22 protein-coding genes are annotated in these 26,960 nt (G+C 71.7%); 11 read left to right on the top strand and 11 right to left on the bottom strand.

The features are described from left to right. Positions 1–146: 146 nt before the first annotated feature. Both EBN03_RS14720 and recC read right to left on the bottom strand, forming a co-directional pair. Positions 147–4,259, bottom strand: a complete 4,113-nt coding sequence (locus EBN03_RS14720; RefSeq protein WP_233608391.1) for a UvrD-helicase domain-containing protein — start codon at positions 4,257–4,259, stop codon at positions 147–149. After that, the gene (gene recC / locus EBN03_RS14715; protein WP_122188584.1) at positions 4,256–7,672 is read right to left on the bottom strand and encodes an exodeoxyribonuclease V subunit gamma; all 3,417 of its coding nucleotides are present in this window, start codon (positions 7,670–7,672) and stop codon (positions 4,256–4,258) included. Before recC ends, EBN03_RS14720 begins: the two co-directional genes overlap by 4 nt. 380 nt (positions 7,673–8,052) lie before the next feature. Here recC and EBN03_RS14710 point away from each other — a divergent pair, with 380 nt between their 5' ends. The 7 genes from EBN03_RS14710 to EBN03_RS14680 all read left to right on the top strand — a co-directional run bounded on the left by EBN03_RS14710 (position 8,053) and on the right by EBN03_RS14680 (position 14,576). Beyond that, entirely contained in the window at positions 8,053–8,214 is a 162-nt protein-coding gene (locus EBN03_RS14710; protein WP_233608390.1) for a hypothetical protein, read from the top strand. Positions 8,215–8,266: 52 nt separating this feature from the next. Further along, entirely contained in the window at positions 8,267–9,121 is an 855-nt protein-coding gene (locus tag EBN03_RS14705) for a class A beta-lactamase-related serine hydrolase (RefSeq protein ID WP_233608389.1), read from the top strand. 100 nt (positions 9,122–9,221) lie between these two features. After that, positions 9,222–10,631 (top strand): NAD(P)/FAD-dependent oxidoreductase, encoded by a 1,410-nt coding sequence (locus EBN03_RS14700; protein ID WP_122188582.1) that lies wholly within the window; start codon positions 9,222–9,224, stop codon positions 10,629–10,631. A 98-nt stretch (positions 10,632–10,729) separates the two neighbouring features. Then, positions 10,730–11,569: a hypothetical protein gene (locus EBN03_RS14695; RefSeq protein ID WP_122188581.1), complete on the top strand. Its 840-nt coding sequence runs from the start codon at positions 10,730–10,732 to the stop codon at positions 11,567–11,569. 211 nt (positions 11,570–11,780) lie between these two features. Then, positions 11,781–12,866, top strand: coding sequence for a hypothetical protein (locus EBN03_RS14690; RefSeq protein WP_147471590.1), 1,086 nt, complete (start codon positions 11,781–11,783; stop codon positions 12,864–12,866). Between the two features lie 302 nt (positions 12,867–13,168). Then, positions 13,169–13,912, top strand: a complete 744-nt coding sequence (locus EBN03_RS14685) for a crotonase/enoyl-CoA hydratase family protein (RefSeq protein ID WP_122188579.1) — start codon at positions 13,169–13,171, stop codon at positions 13,910–13,912. 142 nt (positions 13,913–14,054) lie between these two features. After that, positions 14,055–14,576: a hypothetical protein gene (locus EBN03_RS14680; protein WP_147471589.1), complete on the top strand. Its 522-nt coding sequence runs from the start codon at positions 14,055–14,057 to the stop codon at positions 14,574–14,576. Positions 14,577–14,701: 125 nt separating this feature from the next. On the opposite strand, the gene EBN03_RS14675 is transcribed toward EBN03_RS14680, so the two are convergent. From EBN03_RS14675 to EBN03_RS14660, 4 genes are all read right to left on the bottom strand, one after another. Further along, positions 14,702–15,346: an urease accessory protein UreD gene (locus tag EBN03_RS14675; RefSeq protein ID WP_122188744.1), complete on the bottom strand. Its 645-nt coding sequence runs from the start codon at positions 15,344–15,346 to the stop codon at positions 14,702–14,704. Then, a complete protein-coding gene (ureG, locus tag EBN03_RS14670) occupies positions 15,336–16,055 on the bottom strand; it encodes an urease accessory protein UreG (protein ID WP_122188577.1) in 720 nt (239 codons plus the stop codon). Before ureG ends, EBN03_RS14675 begins: the two co-directional genes overlap by 11 nt. A gap of 114 nt (positions 16,056–16,169) precedes the next feature. Further along, the gene (locus tag EBN03_RS14665; RefSeq protein ID WP_122188576.1) at positions 16,170–16,799 is read right to left on the bottom strand and encodes an urease accessory protein UreF; all 630 of its coding nucleotides are present in this window, start codon (positions 16,797–16,799) and stop codon (positions 16,170–16,172) included. A gap of 101 nt (positions 16,800–16,900) precedes the next feature. Next, the gene (locus tag EBN03_RS14660; RefSeq protein ID WP_122188743.1) at positions 16,901–18,112 is read right to left on the bottom strand and encodes a pyridoxal phosphate-dependent aminotransferase; all 1,212 of its coding nucleotides are present in this window, start codon (positions 18,110–18,112) and stop codon (positions 16,901–16,903) included. A 93-nt stretch (positions 18,113–18,205) separates the two neighbouring features. Between EBN03_RS14660 and EBN03_RS14655 the strand changes: the two genes are divergently transcribed. Both EBN03_RS14655 and EBN03_RS14650 read left to right on the top strand, forming a co-directional pair. Beyond that, the gene (locus tag EBN03_RS14655) at positions 18,206–18,769 is read left to right on the top strand and encodes a winged helix-turn-helix transcriptional regulator (protein WP_122188575.1); all 564 of its coding nucleotides are present in this window, start codon (positions 18,206–18,208) and stop codon (positions 18,767–18,769) included. An 82-nt stretch (positions 18,770–18,851) separates the two neighbouring features. After that, positions 18,852–20,009 (top strand): DUF5925 domain-containing protein, encoded by a 1,158-nt coding sequence (locus tag EBN03_RS14650; RefSeq protein WP_122188742.1) that lies wholly within the window; start codon positions 18,852–18,854, stop codon positions 20,007–20,009. A gap of 207 nt (positions 20,010–20,216) precedes the next feature. On the opposite strand, the gene EBN03_RS14645 is transcribed toward EBN03_RS14650, so the two are convergent. Further along, positions 20,217–21,719, bottom strand: a complete 1,503-nt coding sequence (locus EBN03_RS14645) for an MFS transporter (RefSeq protein WP_122188574.1) — start codon at positions 21,717–21,719, stop codon at positions 20,217–20,219. 88 nt (positions 21,720–21,807) lie between these two features. Here EBN03_RS14645 and EBN03_RS14640 point away from each other — a divergent pair, with 88 nt between their 5' ends. Continuing rightward, entirely contained in the window at positions 21,808–22,467 is a 660-nt protein-coding gene (locus EBN03_RS14640; protein ID WP_122188573.1) for a TetR/AcrR family transcriptional regulator, read from the top strand. Positions 22,468–22,630: 163 nt separating this feature from the next. Here the strand turns inward: EBN03_RS14640 and EBN03_RS14635 are convergent, their stop codons facing one another. From EBN03_RS14635 to EBN03_RS14620, 4 genes are all read right to left on the bottom strand, one after another. Continuing rightward, the gene (locus tag EBN03_RS14635; RefSeq protein ID WP_122188572.1) at positions 22,631–24,352 is read right to left on the bottom strand and encodes an urease subunit alpha; all 1,722 of its coding nucleotides are present in this window, start codon (positions 24,350–24,352) and stop codon (positions 22,631–22,633) included. Continuing rightward, positions 24,345–24,686 carry an urease subunit beta gene (locus tag EBN03_RS14630; protein ID WP_122188571.1) on the bottom strand — a complete coding sequence of 114 codons (342 nt, stop codon included), beginning with the start codon at positions 24,684–24,686 and terminating at the stop codon, positions 24,345–24,347. Before EBN03_RS14630 ends, EBN03_RS14635 begins: the two co-directional genes overlap by 8 nt. Positions 24,687–24,692: 6 nt before the next feature. Further along, a complete protein-coding gene (locus EBN03_RS14625; protein ID WP_122188570.1) occupies positions 24,693–24,995 on the bottom strand; it encodes an urease subunit gamma in 303 nt (100 codons plus the stop codon). A gap of 179 nt (positions 24,996–25,174) precedes the next feature. Further along, complete coding sequence (locus EBN03_RS14620; protein ID WP_122188741.1) at positions 25,175–25,600, bottom strand: PaaI family thioesterase; 426 nt, start codon at positions 25,598–25,600, stop codon at positions 25,175–25,177. 180 nt (positions 25,601–25,780) lie between these two features. Between EBN03_RS14620 and EBN03_RS14615 the strand changes: the two genes are divergently transcribed. Then, entirely contained in the window at positions 25,781–26,932 is a 1,152-nt protein-coding gene (locus EBN03_RS14615; protein WP_147471588.1) for a hypothetical protein, read from the top strand. The last annotated feature ends 28 nt before the right edge of the window (positions 26,933–26,960 follow it).

Raw genomic sequence — 26,960 nt, 5'->3', positions numbered from 1 at the left:
CGCCGGCACCTCGGCGTGGCGGAGCGTCCGCGGTGGCCCGGCAGCCCGCTGCGCCGGCGGGACAGGGGTCAGGGCGGGGCCTTTCGGGCACGTCGGTCCGTAGGCACGCAGCAGTCGCCGGGCTCGCCGCACCGGCCGAATCGAGGTCACCGCGAATCCCTTCCGGCCAGCAGGTCCGACAGTGCGAGGATCAGGTCCGACGGTGGACGCCAGTCGAAGACACCGCAACCGGGTGGCGTGGCGGGGCCGATCATGCCGCGGACGAACAGGTAGCGGACGCCGCCCAGGTGCCGCGCGGGGTCGTAGCCGGGGAGGCGCCAGCGTAGATAGCGGTGCAGGGCAACCGAATACAGCAGGGCCTGGAGTGGGTAGTGGGAGCGGAGCATCTCCTGCGCCATCCGCTCGCGGGTGAAGTGGGCGACGGTGAGGTCGCCCGCGCCGATCCGGTTGGTCTTGTAGTCCACGACGTGGAACGCGGGCTCGGATGTGCGCAGGACCGCGTCGATACTGCCGGTCAGGTAGCCGCGCAGGGGTGCGTCGTCCAGCTCGGCGAGCAGGTCGGGGTAGCCGGCGAACGGGTCGTCGGCGGGCAGGTGGGCTCGCAGCAGTGCGGCGATCGCGGGAAGTGTGGCATTGCGCGCCGCGGGGGTGTCGCCGCCGGCCAGCGGAAGCTCGAAGTCCAACTCCGCCAACCGGTCCGCGGGTGCGATAGCGGCGAGAGCGCCGAGTGCGGTACCGGGGGCCAGCGGGGTGCGTAGGACCGCGAGCAGTGCGGCGGACAGCGCGTCGGCGTCCAGTTCGGCGCGGACCTCGGCGACGGCGGCCGCGCAGCGGGCACGGACCTCGGCCGCGAGATCCGTTGCGGCGGTGTCGACATGCTCGAGGACGGCGTGCACCAGCGTGCCGAATTCGGCGCCGAAGGGCATCGTGTTGAACAACGACGGTGCGGCCGAGGCGAATTCGGCGTCGTCGGCGGTCAGCAGCGCCGGTTCGTCGGGTTCGTCGCTGAGCCCGGGCAGTTCGGGACCGTGGGCGGCGTGCGCGCCGGCGGTGAGCGCCGAGTACGAGGTGCGGCGCCAGGCGTGGTCGACGGTCCGGTCGAAGCGCGCCGCCGCCGGTTCCCCGGCCACCGCCGCCGGTGGGCGCCACGGAGTCGTCGCGGTCGCCTGGCCGCCGGCGGTCTCCACCGCGATCAGGCCCGGTCCGGCGGCCGCGGCCCACTGCGAGATCTGTTGCAGCGCGACACTGTCCGCCGCGACCCGGGTCCGCTGCGGTACCTCGCCGGTGCCCGGTGCGCGACCGGCGATCAGCCGGTGCAGCGGGGAACAGTCGGTGCCGAACGCCGGCGCCCACCACGCCACCACCTGGGACCGGGCCCGGGTCAGCGCGACATAGAGCAGCCGGAGCTCCTCACCGGCTTCCTCGGCCTCGCACAACGCCTTTCGCTCGTCGTGGCCGGGTGGCTTGTCGCCGCCGCTGCGGTCGCGCCCACCGCCGCCCCCGACGTCGAGGTACCGCACGCCACGCTCGTGGAACAGCATGGTGGTGCGGGTGAACGGTTTGGCGCTGTCCCAGGCGAACGGCAAGTATACGACCGGGAATTCGAGGCCCTTACTGGCGTGGACGGTCGCGATCTGCACCGCGGCGGCGTCGCGGTCGAGGCGGCGGCTGCGGTCGGACACCACGCCCGAGGCCGGGTCGCGCACCCGGTCGCCCAGCCACCGGGTCAGCGCGCTGAGCCCGAGCTGTTCGCGCACCGCGACCTGGTCCAGCAACTGCGCGATGTGGCGCAGGTCGGTGAGTTCCCGCTCGCCGCCGATCGTGCCCAGCAGCCGCGGCGCCAGTTCCGACTCGGTGGCGATCCGGTCGTACACGGCCGCGAACCCGGCGCGGCCGAACAGGCGAGCCGCGTCCCGCAGGCGGCTGCCCAGCCGACCCACCAGATCCGCACCGCCGGAATCGATCTCGGCCGCAGACACCCCGAGCAACGCGGTGGACGCGGCCAGGCGTACCCGGTCGGCTCGATGCGGTTGTTCCAGCGCGCGCAGCAGCCACAGCCAGTCCGTGGCGCTGCGGGTCGCGAACACGCTCGCCCCGCCCGCCAGTACGGCGGGCACCCCGGCCCGTTCCAGCGCGTCGCGCACCAGATCGACCTGGGCACGGGTGCGAACCAGTACCGCGATGTCACCGGCGCCCAGCGGCCGGTCGCCGCACATCGTCCCGGATTCCAGCAGGGCGACCACGTCGGCGGCCAGATCGGCAACCACCCGATCGCGCTGGCGGCCCACCACCGGGAAGCCGCTCTTGTTCAGCGGCCCGGCACCGGTGCGCGGAAAACATCGCAGCCGCAACGGGATCGCCGCACCCTGCGGCCCCGACAGCCGGCTGCCGGGGTGTACGCCCGAGACCGGCGGCACGGTGATCTGCCGGTGCCCGAGCTCGGCGCCGGTCAGCAGATGATCGAGCGCGGCCAGCAGGCCGGCGTCGCTGCGCCGGTTGGTGGTCAGCTCGTAACGGTGGTCGGCGGCTTCGACGGCGCTGAGGTAGCTCAGCACCTCGGCGCCGCGGAACGCGTAGATGGCCTGCTTCGGGTCGCCGACCAGGATCAGGGTGTGGTGGCCGTGGAAGGCCAGGCGCAGGATCTCCCACTGCAGCGGGTCGGTGTCCTGGAACTCGTCGACCAGGACCACGCGGTAGCGCTCCCGCACCCGTGCGCACGCCGCGGGTCCGTGGCGTTCGTCGGCGAGCACGCCGTGCAGCAGTTCCAGCAGGTCGTCGAAGTCGCGCAGACCCGAAAGCTGTTTGCGGCGGCGGGTTTCCGCGCGGGCCGCGGCCGCGAAGGCCACCTTCTCGGCGGCCGGGTGATCCCCGACGTCGGCGTCGTCGGGACGCAGCCGGGCGTGCGGATCGGCGACCGCGGCCAGGGCCAGCTGCCGGGCCTCGGCCAGCGGGAACGGCGGCTGGGTGCGCGCGTACCGGGCCAGATACAGGTCCTCGACCACGGCCTCGACCAGATCCTCGACGCCCTCCACCAATCGGGCCGCCGGATCCTGTTCCCCCGCCAGCCCCAGCTCGTCGAGCATGCGCTGACAGAAACTGTGCGTCGTCGCGATGGTCCCGGCGTCGAACTCCGACAGCGCGCCCCGCAGCCGGGCCCGTCGCGCCGCGACCTCCGCGGCGTCGGCGTCGGCCAGATACCGGACGAGTTCGTCCGCGCTCCCCCGCGCCCGTTCCGGCTCGGCCAGTTCCGCCGCCACCGCCACGAACCGCTCCCGCGTCCGTTCCCGCAGCTCCTGCGTAGCGGCCCGGCTGAACGTGACCAGCAACAACTGGCTGATATCGGCCACGCCCTCGGCCACATACCGCACCGCGAGCCCGACGATCGCGTACGTCTTCCCGGTCCCGGCACTGGCCTCCAGCACCGTGGTCCCGTCCGGCAGCGGCCCACACAACTCGAATCCGTCACCGCCGACAGCAGATTCACCGCGCGGCCGGACCTCGAACGCAACTGCCTGTCCCGCAACCGAATCCAGCAGAGCTTCGCCCGATCCCACCAGTGCGACGCCGCTCGCAGCGTCCGACGCGGTCGCCGACCGCGACAACCGCTGTATCGCACCCGATTCCGTACCCGCCTCACCGGCGAGCGCCAACCCATTCCTGCTCGCCGCGAAATCCTCGGCGAGCACACCGGCCGCGCCCTGCGACGAGCCATCGATCGACAGCACCGACGCCGAACTCGTCACTTCTTGCGCCACAGCCGATTCCGCGTCCAGCTCCCCAGCGAACGCGACCGAACGCCCTCGCGCCGGTTCACCCGCACCCCTCCCGGAGCCGTCGGTGCGGGCCCGATCGCCCGATCGCCCCGACACACCCGAGCCGACCGGATCGGCGGCGAACACACTGTCCGCGCCCTGCGACGAGGCGTCGGTCGAAAACACCGGCGCCGAGCTCGTCACTGCCTGCGCCACAGCCGATTCCGCAGACATGTCGGCGAAATCGTCGGCGGCGATGCCTGCTGTCAGGCCCGGCCCGGCGGATTCGTCGGCCGCTACAGTCGTCGTGTCCTCCGGCCCGTCGATGGTGCCGATGGCGAACAACTCCAGTCCCGGATCACTGTCGTGCCCGGTCCCCGCATCCGACGGCCCGTGGGTGACGCGCCCGGCGCCCGGCGCCGCCGTCGCCGTTCGCCCGCGGCCGCCGGCGCGGCGGCGCGGGGTGTGGCCGGTTTCCTCCGACAGCGGGAACAGTTCGTCGGTCACGGCTGGTCCTGGTTCTCGGCGGCCAGCAGCGGGGACCACAGGCGGCGCGCGCAGGCGCCGAAGCGGGTGGTCTCGCCGGAGCGGTCGGGGGCGGGCAGCGGAGTGTCGATGGTGTCCAGGCCGGTCATCGGGCCCCAGACGTAGCGCAGGCAGCGGTCGGTGTGGTCGCCGAAGGCCTTGGGGCCGTTGGGGCCGCCGAGGAACTCCTGGTCGGCGGCCAGCCGGGCGTCAGCGAGATCGGCTCCGGCACAACGCCGGTCGGCGTAGAGCGCGGAGGCGGTCGGGGTGATCGGCAGCGGTGCGGTCAGCCCTTCGTCGCGCAGCTCGGCCAGGTCCCGCAGGATCACCAGTGCCCCGGCGCCGTTCGGCGGCACCACGGTCGAGCGGCCGGCGGGGCGGCCGAACTTCCCGCGGCCGATAGTGACCGCGCGCCAGCTCTGGTGGCGGTGCGCGGCGGCCAGGGCCAGCACCCGGATCCACGCCGCCATACGATGTTTCGGCGCCAGCCGGGAGAACGTCGCCCGCACCACCGCGTCGTCGCGGATATCGGCGACGGTCCCGGTCAGCCGCCGGCCACCGCCGAGGTCGACCGCGATATCGAGGGTGTGTGCCGGGAGTTCGTGGATCGGGCGCGCCACCCGCACCAGCCGGTCCACGGTGTACTCGACATCCTCGAGCACCGCCGCGCCCAGCCCGAACGGCGGCAGGGTGCCGCGCCGCCACTCGGCGGCCCGCAGGACCTCGGGCGCGGTACCCGTGAGCCGGGCCGCCAGCATCCGTTCGCCGATGTTCCAGCGGGTCAGGCCGTCGAGTTCGATCGGCAGCCGGTCGTCGACCTCGTCGTCCTCCTCGGGCACCCGGATCCCGAGCCGCTGCCACAGGAACGCCCGCACCGGATGTTCGGCGAACGCGATCAGGTCCGCGAGCTCCACGTCCTCGATCACGGGCGCGGCCAGCGGCTGGGACAGGAACGGCGCGGCCGGTTGCGGCGGATGTGCCGCGGCCCGCGCACCGGCCAGCGCGAGCGGATCGAAACCGAACGGGCGCACCGGGTCGAAGTTGCGAGAGTCGAAGGCCTGCAACGGGTGCCGCGTGTGCACGGTGGCCAGCGGATGCGCGGTATCCGCCGCGACCGGACCGGTGAGCTCCCGCAGCACGTCGAGCAGTTCGGCGACCGGCACCGCGGGCGGACGGGGTGCGCCGGTCACCGGATCGGCACCGGTGTAGAGCAGGACCAGCTTGTCGCGGGCGGCCATGATCGCGTCCAACAGCAGCTGCCGGTCCTCGCTGCGGGCGTCCCGCTCGCCGATCCGGGGCGCCCGCGACATCACGTCGTCTCCGTCGATCCCGGTCGCGCGCGGGAAGACCTCGTCGTCGAGCCCCAGCAGCACCACCACCCGATGCGGCACCGACCGCAGCGGAGCCGGCCCGCACACACTGAGCTCCCCGGTGCGGAAGTTGGCGCGCCCGGCCTGCGCCGCGAGCCGCCCGCGCAGCAGTGCCGCGATGTCGGGCAACCGCAGCATCTGTGTGCCGGCGGGTTCCAGGGCGGCGGCCAGTTCGGTGCGGGCTTGCGCGGCCTGCCACTGCTGCCCGCGTGGCACCTCGGTCAGCAGGTCGAGGGCCCGTTCCAGTACTCGCAGCCATTCGGTGGCCGGTCGCGGGGTGCCGGCCGGTGCGCCGGGGACCGGTCCGCCGAGGTCGCGCAGGCAGACCGCGAGGCGGTCCACGAATTCGGCGAGCCGCCCGGCGAGGTCCACGTCGCCGGAGTCGACGTCGTCGAGCGGCAACGCCAATTCCAGCCAGTCCTCGGATGATTCACCGGCCGCGACGCCGAGCAGGATCCGGTCCACCGCGGCGTTGAGGGTGTTCTGCGCGAAGTCGCCGAGCCCGTACGCCTGCCGCTGGCGCTGTCCGATCCCCCAGCGGGCGCCGGTCTCGGCGGACCACTCGCGCAACCGTTCCAGATCGTCGTCGCCGAATCCGCAGCGCAGCCGCACCGGATCCGCGGCCGCCAGGTCCAGTACCGCGGTGACCTCGACCCGGCCGTCGGCCAGCGCGAACAGCTGCTCGAGTACGGCCAGCACCGGATTCACCGCGCCGGGCGAGCGGTCGGCGGGGCGGACCCGCAGCCCGTGCGCGGGATGCGGCAGCTCGTCGTCGCCGGTCCACTGGCCGCTCTGCCACTGCCCGAACGCCGCCCGCACCAGCGGCCCGTACCGTTCGACGTCGGGGCACAGCACCACCACGTCGCGCGGTTGCAGGGTCGGGTCGGCGGCGAGCAGGCCGAGCAGGATCTCCCGCAGCACCTCGACCTGCCGTGCGGCGCCGTGGCAGGCGTGGACGGTCACCGTGCCGTCGTCGGGTGCCGGGGCGGCCGGCGGCCAGCTGTCGTCTCGCAGTCCGGCCTGCAACCGCGAAAGTAATGTCGCGGAATCGCTTGCGGCGGACGGATAATGCCGGTCGGGCACGCTGGGCCGGACCGGTAGCCGAAGCCGCAGCTCACGTGCGTCCCGGCCGAGCGCGGCGAGCAGCGGATGCGCTACCAGCCGCGCACTGTGGTCCGCCGAGCGCAGCACCGGAATATCTTGCCCGGCAAGCACATCGGCACCGTCGATCGGCGCCGAGCCCAGCGCCGTCCACAGCGCGGGCGTCGAATGCACCAGCCACACATGGACATCGCGATGCTCGGCCAGCGCCGTCAACACGGCCAGCTGATCGTCCGGCAGCCGGGTCGGCGCGAACAGCGAGATCCGTTGCGGCAGTGCGACACAGCCCGGTTCGGCACGCAACCGGGCAACGGCTGCCGGCAGCCGTTCCGCCGGGCTCGCCACCCCCAGCTCGGCGCGCACTCGCCGCCACAGTTCCGGTTGCCAGCGCAGATCCTCGGGCAATGCCGCCCCGTAGCCGTCGGTGTCGCGGCCCGCCGCCCAATCCGTGATCAGTGTCGGCCGCTGCGCGGCATAGCCGTCGAACAGGGTCGCGATCCGGGTGGCCGTCGCGAGCCGCCGGCCGACCCGCACCGAGCTCGCGTCGCCGTGGCCGAGGTGCCGGGCCGGGACCGCCGCCCACGGCTCGTCCAGCGCGGCGTCCAGTGCGCGCAGCACCGGCCACGTCAGGCGCTCGACACCCCACGGATCCGCGGCGGCGGGAACTTCGCTCGCCGTGGCGAGCACGTCCGCCACCAGCGCCGACGGCGTCGGGCAGGCGATGTTCGCGCAGACGCCGTCCAGCGTGTCCGGCCCCACACCCAGGACACCGGAAAGCTGCTGTACCAGCCAGCGTTCCATGCCTTTGACCGGCACCGCGACGACCTCGGCGGCGAACGGATCCGGCAGCGGGATCGCCAGCAGCGCACTCAGTTCGGTGACCAAGGTCTCCGCGCGCTCGGCACGGTGGATGTGCAGTGCCATCGGTCCCCCTCTCCGTCGTGCCGCCGCATGGTTCGCCTGCCGGTTGCCGATCCTACAAACCCGGGTCGCGTCCGTGTCCGGCCGCGCGCTCGCGAGAGATCCACACCACGTTGATCGAACCCCAGCGAACCCCGAGCGGACCCGGATACTTCGACACTTATCCGGAAACTCGGTCATTCACCAAATTTCCAGCAACACAAGAGGATCCAGACAAAGGGCAGTCCCCGGACAGAACCGCGGCACGCCCCGCGTGTCACGCCGGAACGCGCCGCCTCCTGTGTCACAGTGCTGTTCGGGAGGGTTTGCACAGCGGTATCGAAAGGCTGGTTCCCGCAATGAATGCGACGGTGATTCCCCTACTTCCGAGATCAGGTTTCACGGTGCGCCGGGCCGGAGATCTCTGGGAGCTGATCCACTCCAGAACCTACGGCAGGGACGTGGTGCTGCACACCTGGCCCCGCGACGAGCACTCCGAGGCGTTCGCCCATTGCCACCAGCTCAACGGTGGCGCGGCCACGAACCTGATGGCCGCGCACCGCTGATTCACCCCCGGCGGTAACCCGACATTCGCGACGATTCGCCTATCGTGATCATGTGCGCGATTACCGGGTCCACACCGCCGCCGTCCTCGCCGCCTGCGCCGCACTCGCCGCAGCGACCGGACCGGCGGCCACCGCCACCCCGGCCCCACCGCTCGAACAGGCCTGCGGCCACCTCGCGACCTGCGATCTGGCCACCCAGGCCGCCGCGGTCGACGCCTACCTGGCCACCCGGCCCGGCACCATCGGTTACGTGGTGCGCGACCGGGTGACCGGCGCGCTCTACCGCAACGCGGCCGCCGACACCCGGATGTGGACCGCGTCCACCATCAAACTGGCCATCGCCGTGGACCTGCTGCAGCGCGCCCGGGCCGGCGCCCTCACACTCACCCCCGCCGACCGGGAGCGGATGGACGCGATGCTCGTCGACTCCGACAACGACGCCACCGACGCGCTGTGGGACACCTACTCCGGTCCCGACCGGCTCGCCTTCGACAACGACTTCCCGCGCTACGGCATGACCGGCCTGGTCGCCGAACCCAGCAGCGACCGGGCCTACCCGTATTGGGGGTTCGAACAGTGCACGCCCGCCGACCTGGACCGGCTGATGAACACCGTCCTGACCGGCATCCACCCCGACGACCGCGCCTACCTGCTCGACCGCATGCGCAACGTCGGCCCCGACCAGCGGTGGGGCATGTGGGGCGCGGGACCGGACATGCGGCCGGGCGTGAAGAACGGCTGGTCCGAAGAGGATTCGGGCTGGGTCACCAATTCGGTCGGATTCGCCGGGCCCGGCGAGCGCTACACCCTGGCGATCATGAACTCGCTGGGGCCCGACGGCGGATTCGACGACGGATCGCAAACCACCACCCAGGTCGCGGAAATCCTGTTCGGCGACCAGTCGTGACCGGAAATCCCGCGAATCGGACACATCGCGACCGAGCGGCCCGAGGCGACTACCGTATGGCAAGTCGGACACCGAAGGCAGACCTCGCAAGGAGCCCTCAATGAGTATCGAAACCACTAGCGCCCGGCGACACCGAGTGGTGGTGCTCGGCTCCGGGTTCGGTGGGCTGTTCGCCTGCCGGCACCTCAGACGAGCCGACGTCGACGTGACCCTGATCTCGAAGACCTCCACCCACCTGTTCCAGCCGCTGCTGTACCAGGTGGCCACGGGCATCCTGTCGACCGGTGAGATCGCCCCCGCCACCCGCCAGGTGCTCAAGAAGTACAAGAACACCACGGTCCTGCTCGGCGACGTGCACGAGATCGACCTGTCCGCGCGGACGGTCACCCACCGGCTGCTCGCCCACGACACCGTCACTCCCTTCGACAGCCTGATCGTGGCGACCGGCGCCCAGCAGTCGTACTTCGGCAACGACCGCTTCGCCACCTACGCCCCCGGCATGAAGACCATCGACGACGCGCTGGAACTGCGCGCGCGCATCCTGGGCAGTTTCGAGGAGGCCGAGGTCGCCACCGATCCGGCGGTCCGCGAACGCTTCCTCACCTTCGTCGTGGTCGGCGCCGGCCCGACCGGCGTCGAGCTGGCCGGTCAGATCGCGGAACTGGCCGGGCGCACCATGGTCGGCACCTTCCGCAACATCGACCCGCGCACCGCCCGCGTCATTCTCATCGAGGGCGCCGACGCCGTGCTCAAGCCGATGGGCCCGAAACTGGGTGCGGCGACCGCGAAGCGGCTGACCAAGATGGGTGTCGAGATCCAGCTCAACGCCATGGTCACCGATCTGGACGCGCGCGGGGTCACCGTCAAGTACACCGACGGGACCACGCAGCGCATCGAGGCGGCGTGCAAGGTGTGGTCGGCCGGAGTCCAGGCCAGCCCGCTCGGCAAACTCCTCGCAGACGCTTCCGACGGGACCGAGGTGGACCGGTCCGGCCGGGTCGTGGTGGAACCCGACTTGACCGTCAAGGGCCACCCGAACGTGTTCGTGGTCGGTGACCTGATGGCGGTCCCCGGGGTTCCGGGGCAGGCGCAGGGCGCCATCCAGGGTGCGACGTACGCGGCCAAGCTGATCCGCTCCGAGGTGGCCGGCAAGTCGACCGTCGCGGACCGGCAGCCGTTCAAGTACTTCGACAAGGGCAGCATGGCCACCATCTCGCGGTTCGACGCGGTGGTGAAGATGGGCCGGATCGAGTTCAGCGGTTTCATCGCGTGGCTCGCCTGGCTGGGCCTGCACCTGTACTACCTGATCGGGTATCGCAGCCGCCTGGTCACCGTGTTCGAGTGGATGGTGGCGTTCATGGGCCGGCACCGCGGTCAGATGGCGGCGACCGAGCAGTGGTTGTTCGCCCGGCTCGCACTCGAGGCGATCCAGGGCAACAACGAGGACGATCGCGAAGTCCACGCGGAACTGGGTTCGCCGACAGGCACATCGAAGGCCGAGGCGGGCTGAGCCCGGACGGTCCGCCGCCGGACCGTACCCATCCGAACCACCTTGCTGTTCCGAATGCAGAACGTCCAGTTCCATACTCGTAACGGAAGGGGCCCCCGATGGGCGAACGCTCGCACGTTCGTTCGATACCGCTGTCGGCACCGGCAGCCGCGCACGCGGAAGGTGAGGCTGAACCGGTCTCCACCCGATGGATCCGGCGGCGGGCGCCGCTGTTCGTCGCGGGAGCCCTGCCGGTGGCCGCGCTGCTGGTGGTGGGTCCGCCCGGCGCACCGCAGCCGATGGCGGCCGCGTATCCCGTGGTCACGGGCGTCGCCCACAGCGATACCGCGCCCGGGTGGAATTCCGGCCCGGCACTTGTCGCCGGGGACGCGCAGCCCATGTTCGACGTCGGCTATCAGTCCGCGGCCGGCGGCATGCTCACACCGACCGAGGCGGTCGCTACCCGGATCGACGCACAGCCGGTGAGCACGCTCGACGCGGACGACCCCGTCGGTCCGGGCGCACCCGGGGTCGATCCGGGCCCACCCGGGGCCGATCCGGCCCCACCGGGATTCGATCCGAACGTCGGAGGCTCGCTGACCGGCGCCGCCGCCGGCGCGGCGGTCGGCGCGGCAGTCGGCGCTGTCGTCGGCGCGACGGTAGCCAACGCGGTCGTCTCGCCGCTCACGGCGGCCGGCGTGGCGGTGGGCGCGGTGGCGGGTTTCATCGCCGGAATTCCGTTCCTGCCAGCCGGACTGGTGGTGGTCCCGATCATCGGCGGAGCCATCGGCGGTGCGGTCTTCGTGGTACCGGCCACAGTGATCGGTGGCGCGGTGGGTGGCGCGGCGGGCGCGCTCATCGGCGCGCCGATCGGCGCGGCCATCGGCCTCACGGTTCCCGTTCCGGGGCCCGGGCCCGACAACGCACCTCCGCCCCCGGCCGGCGATGTCGCCCCGTGAGGGCGAAGTGAGCTGATCGGCACCGCGAAGGCGGGCCTGGACTTCCGGTCCCGGCCCGCCTTTCCGTTCGGTGACCCAATCCGATTGTCGGCTATGTCGCACTTGGCATTTCGCGCCACGGCCGACCAATCCGAACCTCTGCCGGTTTCGAATGAACGACGTCAGTTCGACACTCGAAACGGAAGGGGCATCGATGGGCGAACGCTCGCACGTGAGTTCTCCAGTACCGCAGACGCCGGCAGCCACGCACGTCGAGGCTGAGGGAGAATCGGTCGCCACCCCGCGGATCCGGCGGCGGACACCGTTGTTCGTCGCGGGAGCCCTGCCGGTGGCCGCACTGCTGGTGGCCGGCCCGCCCGGCGCTCCGCAGCCGATGGCGGCCGCGCACCCGGTGGTGACCGACGACCTGGGCGCCGAGACCCCTGCCGGAATGCCGGACACGACCGTCGCCGAACAGGATCAGCCCGGGGCCGAGGTCATCGACCCGGGTGCGGCCGACAGCTACACCGCACCGGACTGGAACTTCGAGCAGTCCCCGGCGGCGGGAACCGACGAGGAGACCCCGGCGGTCGACGACCAGCAAGCACCCGCCGACGACATCGCCGAGGAATTCCCGGCACCCGATGCGGCGGCGGCCCCCGGCGTCGACCCGGCGGCCGCGGCGGACACCGCCCCGGCCGGTCCGGCGCCGCGGGTGCTGGTGGCACGCAATTCGCCGGTCGGCGCGCGCGCGATCCCCGGCCAGCGGCTCGCGCCGGTGGAGGTCGACAAGCTGCACCTGCCGAATCTGGCGGCGCTGCCGACCGTCGCGCCCATCCAGGCGCCCGACGGCGTGCTGCGGTTCGGCGACCTCGAATCCGGTTACCGCCCATTGCTTCCGGACGACGCGGCCGCGCAGATCAACGACGCCGCCGCACACTCCGAGGCACAATTCGCGAGCACGCTCGACGCCGCCGGTTTCGACCCGACCCGGTCGGACCGGATCGCGGCCTCCACCATGGCAGGCGGGGCCATCGGCACGTCGATCGCCAACACGGTTGCGAGTCCGCTCACCTCGGCGAGTCTGGCGGTGGGCGCGGTCGCCGGCTTCATAGCCGGAATCCCGTTCCTGCCGGGCGGTTTGGTGGTCCTGCCGGTTGTCGGTGCGGCCATGGGCGCCGCCGCGGTCGCGATACCCGTCGCGATGGTCGGCGCCTCGGTCGGCGCGCTGGTCGGCGCGGCCGCGGGTCTGGCCGCGCCGGCGGTCGACGCGCCCGACGATGTCATGCCGTCGGTGGACGACGCACCCCTCGGCTGAGCGGCACACACGCATCCGGGCCGGGACTCCGTGGAGTTCCGGCCCGGACTCGTTGTCGTGGACGCCGCCTGTGGACGAGTGGAACGTGACTACGACCTCGATCGCTCCCGCCGCGAACGGCGCCACCGAGAAGCCGTCGCAACTGATGGGTGCTGCCGAAACGCGTCGAACCTGGTGGCGCACCGCACAATCAGGTCGGAGACCGCGAGGCCTACCCCGCCGCGGGCCCACCATGCTAACTTACCGAAAAGTAAGATCGAGCGCCGCGGCGTCGGGCGGCCCGGCACGAAGGTGGATATTCGATGGGTCAGGTTTCCTTCCGGATCGCGGGCGATCGCGCCTACGTGACATTGGATCGCGCCGACAAACACAACGGCCTCACCATCCCCATGCTCGGCGAGCTTCGGCGCATCGCGGACACGCTGCGCGGCGCCGACGACGTCCGCAGCGTCATCCTGTCCGGCAACGGACCCAGCTTCTGCAGCGGCCTGGATATCGCCGGAACGGCTGCGAATCCGCTGGCGATCGCGCGGAACTTCCTGCCGCACCCGTGGCGCGGCACCAACACCTTCCAGGAGGCGTGCTGGGCGTGGCGCCGGCTGCCGCAACCGGTCCTGGCCGTCGTGCACGGCCACTGCTACGGCGCCGGCCTGCAACTGGCGACGGCGGCCGACTTCCGATTCGCAACGCCCGATTCGGATTTCGCGGTCATGGAGACCGCGCACGGTCTCGTACCGGATATGAGCGGGACCGTGACGTTGTCGCGCCTGCTGGGCGCCGATCGCGCGCTGCTGCTCACCCTGACCGCGGACCCGGTGGACGCCGCCTACGCCGAGCGGATCGGGCTGGTCACCGAGGTGGCCGCCGATCCGATGGCGGCCGCCGAACAGCTGGCCGACCGGATCGCGGCACGGTCGCCGCACGCGGTAGCCGCGGCGAAGCGAATGTTCGACCGCACCTGGAATACCGGACCGCGCCGCGCATTCGGCATCGAGCGCGCGACCCAGCTACCGCTGCTCGTACGGCGGGCGCTCGGCAAGCACTGACCGGCCGGCGCGAGACCCGCTGCCACCGGCCGACCCCCGCGTGGCGCGCGGCGACACACCGTGCTTAGGGGAATTTCCCATCCGGGCGCCGCATCGGTCCGAATGTCGGGCGAACCATCCACGCTCCAGAGAAAGGTCAGGTATGGCTGCACGCAAGCACAGAGCGCCGAACCCGAGTCTCCAGCGCGTCGGCGGAGTCGTCGCGGTCGGAGCGGTCCCCGTGGTGCTGGCAGTGGTCGGCGCCGGATCCGCGCAGGCGGCCCCCGCCGCCCCCACACCGCAACCGAGCACGGCGATGACCACGACCGGGACCGCACCGGCCGGTGCCGCCGATTCCCAGGACGCCCTCGGCGCGGGTGATCAGGCGCAGGCTCAGGTTCAGGCCACCGCACCGTCACCGAGCACGTTCCACATCGGCGACGTGCAGTTCAACGCACCGAGCTGGCTGGACGCCGGGCTGGTCAACTCGGTCAATCAGACCGCGACACAGGCCGAGTCGGCCGTGGACGGGGTCCTGGACTCGATCGGTATGGGCCGCGCCCACGCCGACGGTGCCGCGCAGAACTCCGGTGCCGAGCAGAACTCCGGTGGCGCGACCACCGACGCGGCCACCGCCGCCAAGAGCCCGGCGGCCGACCAGACGATGACCTCCGTTACGCGCTGAGGTCGCGGCTCAGGCGGCGATCTCGGCAGTCGGCGCGACCGTGTCGCGCTACCGCTTCCGACGCCGTCGGCATTCGACCGGCAGAGGCGCCGCTTCGGCGGCGCCTCTGGCGTTTCCGGGCCGATTCAGGCCGGTAGCAGTGCGCCCGTCCAGGTGCGCAGGCTGCCGCCGAGCGCCAGCGGCAGCACCGCCGCGTCGAGTCCGGTGGTCGCGGCCGGCGCGTCGTCGGGATAGCGGAGTTCACTGACCAGGGCGCGCGGGGCGCCGAGCAGGTCGTCGGCCGGCGCACCCACGTCGAGGGCGTGCCGCAGCAACGGATCCCGGCCGAGGTCGGCGCGCAGGCTGCCGTGCCAGCAGCCGTGGTCTTCACCGAACCGCCCGATCTGGACCCGCTCCCGCACCCGCAGCCGCGCGTCGGCGTCGACCCGGATCACGTTGTGCGCGTGATGTTCCGCCCCACCGGCGACCACCAGTGGTTCCGGGTCGACATCGAGTCGACCCCCGGCCGCCACCTCGAACGTCCAGTGCGACACCGAGATCGGCGTACCCCGGCCGGGCAGCGCCAGAGTCGCCGCCACCGACCGCAGCACCAGGCCCGCGCCCGAGCCGACGGTGACGGTCACCGAGATCTCGTCCCCGCCCAGCGGTGTGGCGGCCGTCCCGATCAGGTGCACCGTGCCGGGCGCGGTGTGCCGCGCGGCCAGGCCGCCGGTGGCCCGGATCCGCGGCAGCTCCCCCGCCCGGGCTGCGATGTGGACCTCAGTGCGCAAGCGCGCCACCGGTTTCCGCCGCCGCGTCGTGGTCCGCGGCGGCACGCAGCTGCGCCCGCACCCACTCCAGCACCGGGGTGGCCGCCGGATCCGCGGTGAGCGAGGTGAAGACGAACGGCCGGCCCTCGCGCACCGCGGTGGAATCGCGGCGCATCACCTCGAGGTCGGCGCCGACCAGCGGGGCGAGGTCGGTCTTGTTGATCACCAGCAGATCCGACCAGGTGACGCCCGGGCCGCCCTTGCGCGGCACCTTGTCGCCGCCCGCGACGTCGACCACGAAGATCTGCACGTCGATCAGCCCGGAGGAGAAGGTAGCGGTGAGATTGTCGCCGCCGGACTCGACCAGGATCAGATCCAGGGGCGGATTGGCCTCGATCAGATCGTCGATCGCGTCCAGATTGGCGGTGATGTCGTCGCGGATGGCCGTGTGCGGGCAGCCGCCGGTCTGGACCGCGGTGATCCGCTGGTCGGGCAGCACCGCGTGGCGGCGCAGGAAGTCCGCGTCCTCGGTGGTGTAGATGTCGTTGGTCAGCACCGCCAGCGAGAGTTCGTCGCGCAGTTGCCGGCACAGCGCCGCGACCAGCGCGGTCTTGCCCGATCCGACCGGCCCGCCGACGCCGATCCGCAGCGGCTCGCCGGGCACGCGCGTGCGCTTGGGCCGGTCGTGGTGATGCTGATGCGGTTCGCCGTCGATCAGGTGCGGGGGCATACTCACTCCTCGGGGTCGGAATTCGTCCCATCATGGCCGATGCACGTGTCGCGGGTGTTACCCACGCGGCAGCCGCACACCCGCGGGATCAGCCGCACACCTGCCCACCGTCGGTCAGGACGCGAACAGCGGCATGTCCCGGGTCGTGTGCCGCTGCGCGAGCACGTCCTGCAGCGGATCGGACAGCGCCACGAGTTCGGTTGTGGCCCGTGCCGCGATCTCGTCGCACAGTGGGGCGAGCCGGACCGTGACGGCCGCGACGCCCGCCGGATCCAGCGCGAGCAGCCGCTGCGCCGCCGTCGCGCTTCCGGTCATGGTCGTGTAGACGACGACGCCGGCGATCTCGTCGGGTGCCAGTTCCGCCGCCGCCCCGACCACACCGAACACCGTGGACAGGTGCGGCCGCGGGCCGAGTTCCCGGCCGACCTGCGGCCACACGCCCCGGGCCAGCCGCAACAACCCGCGCCCCTGCGCCCGCGACGCCATCCGCGCGGCCGGCGCCGGCATCCGGGCATCGGCCTCGAATTCGGCTTCGCGGACTTCGAGGTCACCGGCGCACACCGCCGCCGCCAGCGCGGCCGCGACCAGTCCCGTGGTCCGCACCCGACGCCGCAGATACGCCTCGACGGTCGGCAGATCCCGCACCACCCCGGACGCGATCGCCTCCTCGACCCCGCCCGAATGCACATGCCCGCCGATCGGCAACCGCGAATCGGCCAGAGTCAGCACCAGCGCCAGACTCATCCTCACCTCCACGGTCACCGGTCGTTACCGACCCGCATCCTCCCGGCAATCCGCCGCCCGTGCAATTCGGTGCGCCGAGCCCTTCGAATCCCGTGGCGTCCCTATTGCTTGTAGGTCGACAGGAAACGGCCGATCCGCCCGATGATCGCCTCCAGTTCGTCGGCGTAGGGCAGCGTCACGATCCGGAAGTGGTCGGGTTGCGGCCAGTTGAAGCCGGTGCCCTGGACGATGTGGATCTTCTCCTGCAGCAGCAGGTCCAGGACGAACCGCTCGTCGTCGTGGATGTCGTAGACGCTGCGGTCGATGCGCGGGAACGCGTACAGCGCGCCCTTGGGTTTCACGCACGAGATGCCGGGAATGGCCTCGAGCGCCTCCCAGGCCCGGTCGCGCTGTTCGCGGAGCCGGCCGCCGGGCAGAGTCAGGTCGTAGATGCTCTGGTGCCCGCCGAGCGCGGCCTGGATCGCCTGCTGCGCCGGGACGTTCGCGCACAGTCGCAGGCCGGCCAGCATGGTGAGGCCCTCGATGTAGTTCTGGGCGTGCTGGACCGGGCCGGACACCGCGAGCCAGCCGCCGCGGAATCCCGCGCACCGGTAAGACTTCGAGAGGCCGGAGAAGGTCAGCACCAGCAGGTCGGGGGCGAGCGCGGCGATCGAGGTGTGGGTCCGGTCGTCGTAGTAGATCTTGTCGTAGATCTCGTCGGCGAAGACCACGAGCCGGTGGCGGCGGGCGATCTCGAGCAGTTCGCGCAGCACCTCCGGCGGGTAGACGGCGCCGGTCGGGTTGTTGGGGTTGATGATGACCAGGGCCCGGGTGCGGTCGGTGATCTTGGCCGCGACGTCGGCCAGGTCGGGGTACCAGTCGGCGCCCTCGTCGCACAGGTAGTGCACGGCCCGGCCGCCGTTGAGGGTGGTGGCGGCGGTCCAGAGCGGGAAATCCGGTGCGGGGACGAGGACTTCGTCCCCGTTCTCCAGCAGCGCGGTCATCGCCATCATGATCAGCTCGGAGACCCCGTTGCCGAGGAACACGTCCTCGACGTCGATGTCGGTGACGCCGAGGGTCTGGTAGTACTGCACGACCGCGCGGCGGGCCGGCAGCAGTCCCTTCGACGACGAATACCCGCTGGACGCAGGCAGATTGCGCACGATGTCCTGCAGGATCTCGGCGGGCGCCTCGAATCCGAACGGCAGCGGGTTGCCCGTGTTGAGCTTCACCACGTGGTGTCCCTCGGCCTCCAGCCGCGCGGCCTGTTCCGCGACCGGACCGCGGATCTCGTAGGAAACACCCGCCAGCTTGCTGGATTGCTTGACCTGCATGGACATCCCTTTCCGGTGGATCGTTGCGCCTACTGTACTTGGTTTTTCCAAGTTCGCACTTGGATTTTCCAAGCGTCAGGTTACAGTGGGTGCGTGCCACGCCGAACCTACGACCACTACTGCGCCGTCGGCCGTGCCCTCGACGTCGTCGGCGACCGGTGGAGCCTGCTGCTGGTCCGCGAACTGTCGTCCGGCCCACGCCGCTACAGCGACCTGTTCGCCGACCTGCCCGGCATCAGCACCGACATCCTCGCCGCGCGCCTGAAGGACCTCGAACGCGACGGCATCCTCACCCGCACCCGATCCGGCCCCCGCGCCGGCACCGCCGTCTACGAACTCACTTCCGCCGGAACGGCATTGCGGCCGGTCCTGGACGCGCTGTCGATCTGGGGCACCGAGCAGCTGGGTGAACGCCGGCCCACCGACGCCGTGCGCGCGCACTGGTTCGCGCTGCCGTTGAGTCGCGCCGTCGCCGACCGGCTCAGCGCGGGCACGGTGACGATCCACGTGGGCGACACCGCTTTTCACGTGATCGTGGGCCCGGACGGCGTCAGTCACCATGACGGCCCGGCGACCGCGGCGACCCACGAACTGCGCCTCGACCTGGAGACCGCCGGCGCCGTCGCGCGCGGTGCCCCACTCCCCGTGAGCTGGTAGCCCCGCCGCGAAAGGCTTGCGGTCCGGGCGTTTTCACCGAAATTGGGTGGACGTGACGGCGCGGCACGGTGATCATCGGCGGATGACTTCGATTCCCCAGGAACGCCTCCGGCTGGTCGGGCAGGCCGAACCTGTCGCGGCGCCCGGGACGCTGTCGTGGACCATGAACCTGGACGACGCCGATTCACCGCGCGACATCATCGACGCGATCGGGTTGGCGCCCTTCATCAACGGCGACCAGCCACACGCGCGCGGCGTCGAACTCGAACACGTGAAGCCGGAAGCGCCGCTGTGCCCGGAGGGTGCGCGGATCCTGCGCACCGATGACGACGACGGCACCAAGACCGTGCTCGCCGTCGGCGACGGCTGGACGCTGCGAGTGGTGCGGCGCGCCAACGGTACCGCGCAGCTCAATGTGTGCGCGACCACCGCCGAGCTGGCGGCGCAGATCATCGAGACCTGCGGCGCCGACGCCACGGCCGCGCCCGAACCCGATGTCACCCAGGTCCCGATGGGCTTCTGGCACATGGGTTCCCACGGCCCGCAGCGCCGGGTACGCCCGATCAGTGGCGCCACCTGGCCGGAGATCGCGGGCAACTACAGCGCGGAGGCAGCGGCCGGGATCGGCCGGCTGATGGCGGTGCGCGCGGCCGACGTCAGCGGCCGCCTGGTCCTGTTGCACGGCCCGCCCGGCACCGGCAAGACCTCGGCGCTGCGCGCCCTGGCCCGCGAATGGTCGGGCTGGTGCCAGGTCGACTGTGTGCTGGACCCGGAGGTGCTCTTCGCCAGCCCCGGCTACCTGATGGAAGTCGCCATGGGCGTCGACTCCTACGACGAGGCCAAGCGCCGCTGGCGGCTCCTGGTGCTCGAGGACTGCGACGAGCTGATCCGCGGCACCGCGAAAGAGTCCACCGGCCAAGGCCTTTCCCGGCTGCTGAACCTGACCGACGGCATGCTCGGGCAGGGCCGCGACGTGCTGGTGGCGATCACCACCAACGAACAGCTGTCGCGCCTGCACCCCGCCGTGGTCCGCCCGGGCCGCTGCCTGGCCCAGCTGGAGGTCGGCCCGCTGTCGCAGACGGAGGCCGGGGTCTGGCTGGACCGGGAACTGAGCGGTGTCCCCCGGCCCGTGGTCGGTGCCGAGGGCATGACGCTGGCCGAGCTGATCCAGGCCCGGGACGACCGCGCCCGTATCGACGCGACGCCTGCGGTCACCGACACCATCGGCGGATACCTCTGAGGTGACCGCCGAAGTCGCACGCCCGGCCCCCTAACTGGTACCGGCTGACCGCACCGGCCGCCGGCACTGTGCCGGTCGCGACGGCTCCGACGGTGACGGACATGATCGGCGGCTACCTCCGAGGTAGCCGCCGAAGTCACGCCCGACGCGCGGCATCGGCCGCCTGCCCGGTACCCCCGGACGAACCACGCAGGGAGCCGACCGAACTCAGTGCCGAGCCCCGACCGGTTCCGCCGAAACACCCACCGCGGCAGCCGGTTGCGTCCGAGCGGTCCGCCAGGCGACGATCGCCGTGGCTGCCAGCAGCACGGCGGCAGCGATGGTCGCGACGTGCATACCGGAGACGAACGCCTCGCTCGCGGCCCGCGCCAGGCCGGTGTCCGAGCCGGCGTCGTCGAGGGTCTCCCCGAGCGTCGGCGCGAAGTCGCCGCCCGAGCGGAACACCAGGGCCGCAAGCGAACCGAGCAGTGCCAGCCCCAGCCCGTTGCCCAGTTCGAAGCTGGTCTCGGAGATGCCGACCGCCGATCCGGCGCGTTCCGGCGGCACCGAGGCCACCGCCAGCTCGGACACCAGCGGGAAGGCCAGGCCGTCGCCGATACCGATCAGGATCGAGGCGGCGATATAGAAGCCGACCCCACCGTCGACACCGACGCCGAGCAGCAGCAGGTTGCCGACCGCGGCCACGGTCAGCGCGACGACGAACGCGCGCCCGGTGCCCAGCCGGCGCCCGACCCGGGACCCGATCATCGATACCGCGAAGACGGCGATCGCACCGGGCAGTCCGAGCAGGGCGGCCGAGAGCGCGTCGTGGCCGCGCACCGATTGCAGCCAGATGCCGACCAGGTAGCTCATGGCCGCCAGCGACATCATGCCGACGGTGCTGCTGACGATGGCCAGCCGGAACATCGGCCGCCGGAACAGGTCCAGGTCCAGCAGCGGTTCGGCGAGGGTGCGCTGCCGCCGGACGAACGCCACCAGGACGCCGAGGCCGGCCAGTCCGGCGACCGCCGGGATCGGGGCCGGGCCGTGCGCGGCGATCTCCTTGATCGCGTACACCAGCGGCAGCATGCCGCCGATCGACATGAGCACGCTGGGCAGGTCCATCGGCCCTCGGCCGGATTCGCGGTGTTCGGGCAGCACGAACGGGCCGGCGAGCAGCAGGATCAGCAGGACCGGGATGTTGATCAGGAAGACCGCACCCCACCAGAAGCTGTGCAGCAGCGTGCCGCCGATGATCGGGCCCAGCGCGGTACCGCCGGCGAAGAACGCGGTCCACAGGCCGATGGCCGTGGCCCGGGCGCGCGGGTTCGGGAACAGTGTGGAGATCAGGGCCAGGCTGGACGGCAGCAGGGTGGCGCCGCCCAGACCCATGAGCGCGCGGGCGGCGATCAGCACACCGGCGTTCGGCGCGAACGCCGCCAGTACCGAGGCGAGCCCGAAGACGGTGGCGCCGGCGAGCATGATGCGGCGGCGCCCGATGCGGTCGCCGAGGTTGCCCATCGGGACCAGCAGGCCCGCGAGCAGGAAGCCGTAGATGTCGAGGATCCACAGTTGCTGGGTGCCGGAGGGGTCGAGCCGGTCGGTGATGGTGGGCATGGCCAGGTAGAGCACGGACATGTCCATGGAGACGAGCAGCACCGGCAGGATCAGCACGGCCAGTCCCAGCCAGGCGCGGCGGGGCGTGGCCACTCCGGCGGCACGGGTGGTCATCGCTTATCCTTACGAGTCATGCGTACGACGTACGCGATTGGTCGAGTACAGTGTACGCAACAGTGCGCAGGATCGAAAGCGAGTGGACATGACCGAGGCCAAGCTCACCCGCGCCGCCGTCATCGATACCGGTATCGCGCTGGCCGACGAGGCCGGACTGGACGCGCTGTCCATGCGCCGGATCGCCGAACGGCTCGGCGTCGGCGCCATGTCGCTCTACCGGCACATCCCCAACAAGGACGCCCTGCTCGCGGACATGACCGACGAGGTCGCGCGCCGGCACTCCTACCCCGAGCCGGAACCCGAATGGACCTGGCGCGACCGGGTCCGCATCGCCGCCGACATCGACTGGGAGCTCTACCAGCAGCACCCCTGGGTGCTGTTCACCTTCGCCGTGCCGCGCTACAACTTCGGCCCGCACAGCCTGCTCTGCCTGGCCTGGCTGGTCGAAGGCTTCGGCGAGCTGACCACCGATCCGCGCGAGGCGACCCGGATGTCGCTGGCGGTGTGGAGCTATATCGCGGGCATCGCGGTGCAGCAGGTGAGCGCGTCCCTGCTCGCCGAGCGCGACACCGACCCGGACCATCCGTCGGGCCTGAGCGCGCTGCTGCGCGGCACCCCGCTGTGGCCGACCCCACCGGGCCTGGCCGCACTCGAGGGCGCGGGCACGGGCGACCTGCTCGAGCCGGCCGGCATGCTGCGTACCGGACTCGACGCGATGTGCGACGGGTTCGCCGCCCAGCACTGAGCGGCGCCGGCTCGTCCGGCGAACAGCTTCAGCGGTGAATTCGACAGCGCCGCAACCTGGACGACCGGCCCGAACCCAATCCCGCTGGCACACAACGCATGTTTGCATCGCACGCACCGTCGCATGCGATGCACCGTCGCACGCCGTGCCGAAACTCCCTGTCTCAGAACAGGAAGTACCGCTGGGCCATCGGCAGTTCGACGGCCGGCTGCTCCTCCCACACCTCGCCGTCCACCCGCACCGTGAAGGTGTCCGGGTCGACCTCGATCCGCGGCAGCGCGTCGTTGTGCGGCAGATCGGCCTTGGTGCGGCGGCGGACGTTCGCCACCGGTGCCAACCGGCGCCGCACCTGCAACCGGTCCGCCAGACCGGACTCGATCGCCTGCTCGGAGACGAAGTGCAGACTCGCCCCCGCCGCTACCGTGGGCGCCGCCCCGAACATCGGGCGCGGCAGCACCGGCTGCGGGGTCGGGATCGAGGCGTTCGCGTCCCCCATCGCAGCCCAGGCGATCACCCCGCCCTTGAGTACGGCGTGCGGGCGCACCCCGAAGAAGGCCGGCTCCCACAGCACCAGGTCCGCGAGCTTGCCGACCTCGATCGACCCGATCTCGTGGTCCACACCGTGCGTCACCGCCGGACAGATCGTGTATTTCGCGACGTAGCGCTGCACGCGGGCGTTGTCGGCGGCACCGTCACCGGGCAGGGCGCCCCGGCGGCGCTTCATGACGTGCGCGGTCTGCCAGGTCCGCATGACCACCTCGCCGATCCGGCCCATCGCCTGCGAATCCGAGCCGATCATCGAGATCGCGCCCAGGTCGTGCAGCAGGTCCTCGGCGGCGATGGTGGACGGCCGGATCCGGCTCTCCGCGAAGGCCAGATCCTCCGGGATCGCCGAATTCAGGTGGTGACACACCATGAGCATGTCCAGATGCTCGTCGAGGGTGTTCACGGTGTGCGGGCGGGTGGGGTTGGTCGAGGACGGCAGCACGTTGGGATGTGCCGCGACCGTGATGATGTCGGGCGCGTGCCCGCCCCCGGCGCCTTCGGTGTGGTAGGAGTGGATCGCCCGGCCGCGGATCGCGGCGAGGGTGTCCTCGACGAAACCGGCCTCGTTCAACGTGTCCGAATGCAGCGCGACCTGTACGCCCGACGCGTCCGCCACAGTGAGGCAGGCGTCGATCGCGGCGGGGGTGGTCCCCCAGTCCTCGTGCAGCTTGAATCCGCCCGCACCACCACGCAATTGCTCCCACATCGCCTCGTGCGACACGGTATTGCCCTTGCCGAGCAGCAGGATGTTCACCGGCCAGGCATCGGTGGCCTCCAGCATCCGGGCCAGATGCCAGGAGCCGGGGGTGACCGTGGTGGCCTTGCTGCCCTCGGCGGGCCCGGTGCCGCCGCCGATCAGGGTCGTAATACCGCCCCCCAGCGCCTCGTCCAGCAACTGTGGGCAGATGAAGTGCACGTGGGTGTCGACCGCGCCGGCGGTCACGATGCGCCCGTTGCCGGCAATGATCTCCGTGGACGGCCCGATCACCAGATCCGGATGCACCCCGTCCATGGTGTCGGGATTGCCGGCCTTGCCGATGGCGCGGATCCGGCCGTCTCGAATGCCGATGTCCGCCTTGATGATTCCCCAGTGGTCGACGATGACGACGCCGGTGATCACGGTGTCGGGGGCGCCCTCGGCGCGCGTCGCCCGCGACTGACCCATGGATTCGCGCAGCACCTTGCCACCACCGAAGACAGCTTCTTCGCCGGCGCGGCCCGGGCCGCCGCTGCGGTCCTCGGTGATCTCGATCAGTAGATCGGTGTCCGCCAACCGGATCCGGTCGCCGGTCGTAGGCCCGAACAGTTCGGCGTAGCGGGCACGGGACAGTTCACTCATTCGCGTCCAGCTTTCCGGGCGGGTCCATCGAGATGCCGGGTACTTCGCGCCGGCCGCGCAGCGGCACCAGCGAGACACGTTGCGGCAGACCGGGTTCGAAGCGGACCGCGGTACCGGCCGGAATGTCGAGCCGGCGCCCGCGGGCCGCCGCCCGATCGAAGTCGAGGGCCGCGTTGGCCTGCGGGAAGTGCACGTGGCTGCCGACCTGGACCGGACGGTCACCGGTGTTGACCACATCCACGACGACGCGGTCGGCGCCGGGGTTGAGCTCGATGGTGCCGGGGGCACAGAGGATTTCGCCGGGAACGAGGCCGGAGCCGGATGTTTCGAGCATGCGCGCTCAGCCGATCGGGCGGTGGACGGTGACGAGCTTGGTGCCGTCGGGGAAGGTGGCCTCGACCTGCACGTCCGCGATCATCTCGGGCACACCGGCCATGACGTCGGCGCGGCTGAGCACCGTGCGGCCCGAGGCCATGAGCTCGGCGACCGACCGGCCGTCGCGCGCACCCTCGAGCACGTGATCGGTGATCAGCGCCACGGCCTCGGGATGATTGAGCTTCAGCCCGCGCGCCTGCCGGCGCCGCGCCAGTTCGGCGGCATAGCTGAGCAGCAGGCGTTCCTGCTCGTGCGGCGACAATCGCATGCCGGCTCCTCGGGGACTCGTTGCGGTGCCGGTCATTCTGGCACGCCGGTCACGGTCCGGCAGCGCGTGCTCGTCGGGCACGGTCGGCGGCGCGGTGGCCGAACCGGTGGCGGGCAGCCGCGCCGGCGGCGGGGCGGCGGCTCGGCAGCGAGCCGCGCACCGGCCCGATGCCGAATTGCTCAGCGCGGGTCCAGGTTCTGCAGCCGGACCTGGCCGCGGGCGACCATCCGGTCACTCTCGTCGGTGATCACCACCTGCCAGATCTGCTGGGTGCGCCCACGGTGCACGGGGGTGGCGACGCCACGCAACCGGCCCTCGGTGACCGCGCGCAAGAAGTCGGTGTTGTTGTTCACGCCGACCACGGTGCCGCGGTCGCCGAACCACACCGCGCCGCCGACACTGGCCAGCGTCTCGATGACGGTGCAGTACACCCCGCCGTTGACGATCCCGAACGGCTGGTGCAGTTGCGGGGTGACGAGCCACTCCCCGGCCACCCGATCTGCGCCGACCTCGGTCAGCTTCAGGCCGATCAGGTCACCGAACGGGCCGGTGCTGGCCCCCGCCGCCGGGAACGACGTACCGGTCGCGCTGTTCTGTTCGCTCATATGTCCAGACATACACCGCAGCACCCCGGCCACCGCGTCCGGGCCGGGCGCCACCTCCACCGCCCACCGAACTCTGGTGCGGCACACCAGCAGTCCACAATGTGCGCGTTCGGCCGCGACCGGTGTGCTCTCGGCGAACCGACGGGCGCCGGGGCCCGGTCACGGCGCAGAATGGCGATCATGGGCGTTCCATTGCCGACCGGCTCCGATGTTCTGCTGACCCCACCGGACGAGGCCGAGGCGCGCTGGTGCGCGACCGGAATCGTCGCGGCCGCACGCTGCCCGTCCGGGCTGACCGAACTGCAGCGGCTGCTGATCGCGGCGATCGTGCCCGCGCTCACCGGTTTCGAGATCGACGTCGCCGCCGTCGAGGCCGAGGTGGTCGCGCGGCCGCTCGGCGCGCAGACGTTCGCCGAAGGGCTGGCTCGGCGCAACAGCGCGTTCCGGGGCCGGATCGTGCAGATCATGGTGCTGGTGCAACTCGTCACCGACCCGCCGGATCCGGTCGCGGCGCACTCGGTCGCCGAGTTCGCGGCCGCGCTGTCGGTGCACGACGATCTGGAACGGCTGATCGGCGAGTACGCGATCGGCGGACGGCAACTGGCGGGGATCGACTTCGACCGCAACGGCTATCTGCGGGACTTCGACGGCAGCCGGACCAGCAATCTGCACGTCTCGACCGCTCTGACCGGTGCCTGGGAGCCGGTGACCGACGACCCGGCCCTGGCCGGGAGGTGGGCCTCGCTCGCGGACCTGCCCGAGGGCACCCTCGGCCGCGGTGTGCACGAGTTCTACCGGGCCCGCGGGTTCGTGGCACCCGGCAACCCGGGGTCCGCGCCGCCGCTGCTGGCCCAGCACGACTGGGTGCACGTGCTGGCCGACTACGGCACCAAAGTGGAGTCCGAGATCGAGGTGTTCGCGCTGATCGCGCGGGCCAACGACGATCTGCGGGCGTTTTCGCTGCTGGCCATGGTGGTGAGCCTGTTCGAGACCGGTTCGGTGGCCAGCGGCGCGGGCCTGTTCGAGGCCGACCGCGGGCACCTCTCCCAGCCGGGCATGACGGTTCGGCTGGCGGACGCGCTGCGCCGGGGCGCGCTGTGCACGGGCAGCACCGATTTCCTCGGGCTGGACTGGTTCGAGCTCGCGGACCGGCCGGTTTCGGTGGTGCGGGCGGAGTTCGGGATGCCGCCCAAGCACGAACGGGCGATCGCGGCGGGCAGTGTCGGCCCGTGGGAGGCGGGTGGGATCAGCCCGTTCCAGATCAACGCCGGACGGCAACTGGCCGCGGCCGAGGGCCGGGAGTACCGGGCGCCGGGCGCGCTGAGCGTGTGACAGCGGCGGGCCGGTTCCGGCATCGTCC

This window comes from Nocardia stercoris, assembly GCF_003696265.1.
Taxonomy (GTDB): Bacteria; Actinomycetota; Actinomycetes; order Mycobacteriales; family Mycobacteriaceae; genus Nocardia; species Nocardia stercoris.
The sequence above is the reverse complement of the archived record's forward strand: the minus strand, read 5'-3'. Positions and strand labels throughout refer to the sequence as shown.

What these genes read in the sequence shown, in the direction of transcription:
- recC (WP_122188584.1), bottom strand. Translation starts at nt 7,672, where the DNA reads ATGGCACTGCACATCCACCGTGCCGAGCGCGCGGAGACCTTGGTCACC.
- EBN03_RS14700 (WP_122188582.1), top strand. Translation starts at nt 9,222, where the DNA reads ATGAGTATCGAAACCACTAGCGCCCGGCGACACCGAGTGGTGGTGCTC.
- EBN03_RS14695 (WP_122188581.1), top strand. Translation starts at nt 10,730, where the DNA reads ATGGGCGAACGCTCGCACGTTCGTTCGATACCGCTGTCGGCACCGGCA.
- EBN03_RS14685 (WP_122188579.1), top strand. Translation starts at nt 13,169, where the DNA reads ATGGGTCAGGTTTCCTTCCGGATCGCGGGCGATCGCGCCTACGTGACA.
- EBN03_RS14680 (WP_147471589.1), top strand. Translation starts at nt 14,055, where the DNA reads ATGGCTGCACGCAAGCACAGAGCGCCGAACCCGAGTCTCCAGCGCGTC.
- ureG (WP_122188577.1), bottom strand. Translation starts at nt 16,055, where the DNA reads ATGCCCCCGCACCTGATCGACGGCGAACCGCATCAGCATCACCACGAC.
- EBN03_RS14665 (WP_122188576.1), bottom strand. Translation starts at nt 16,799, where the DNA reads ATGAGTCTGGCGCTGGTGCTGACTCTGGCCGATTCGCGGTTGCCGATC.
- EBN03_RS14660 (WP_122188743.1), bottom strand. Translation starts at nt 18,112, where the DNA reads ATGCAGGTCAAGCAATCCAGCAAGCTGGCGGGTGTTTCCTACGAGATC.
- EBN03_RS14650 (WP_122188742.1), top strand. Translation starts at nt 18,852, where the DNA reads ATGACTTCGATTCCCCAGGAACGCCTCCGGCTGGTCGGGCAGGCCGAA.
- EBN03_RS14645 (WP_122188574.1), bottom strand. Translation starts at nt 21,719, where the DNA reads ATGACCACCCGTGCCGCCGGAGTGGCCACGCCCCGCCGCGCCTGGCTG.
- EBN03_RS14640 (WP_122188573.1), top strand. Translation starts at nt 21,808, where the DNA reads ATGACCGAGGCCAAGCTCACCCGCGCCGCCGTCATCGATACCGGTATC.
- EBN03_RS14635 (WP_122188572.1), bottom strand. Translation starts at nt 24,352, where the DNA reads ATGAGTGAACTGTCCCGTGCCCGCTACGCCGAACTGTTCGGGCCTACG.
- EBN03_RS14630 (WP_122188571.1), bottom strand. Translation starts at nt 24,686, where the DNA reads ATGCTCGAAACATCCGGCTCCGGCCTCGTTCCCGGCGAAATCCTCTGT.
- EBN03_RS14625 (WP_122188570.1), bottom strand. Translation starts at nt 24,995, where the DNA reads ATGCGATTGTCGCCGCACGAGCAGGAACGCCTGCTGCTCAGCTATGCC.
- EBN03_RS14620 (WP_122188741.1), bottom strand. Translation starts at nt 25,600, where the DNA reads ATGAGCGAACAGAACAGCGCGACCGGTACGTCGTTCCCGGCGGCGGGG.
- EBN03_RS14615 (WP_147471588.1), top strand. Translation starts at nt 25,781, where the DNA reads ATGGGCGTTCCATTGCCGACCGGCTCCGATGTTCTGCTGACCCCACCG.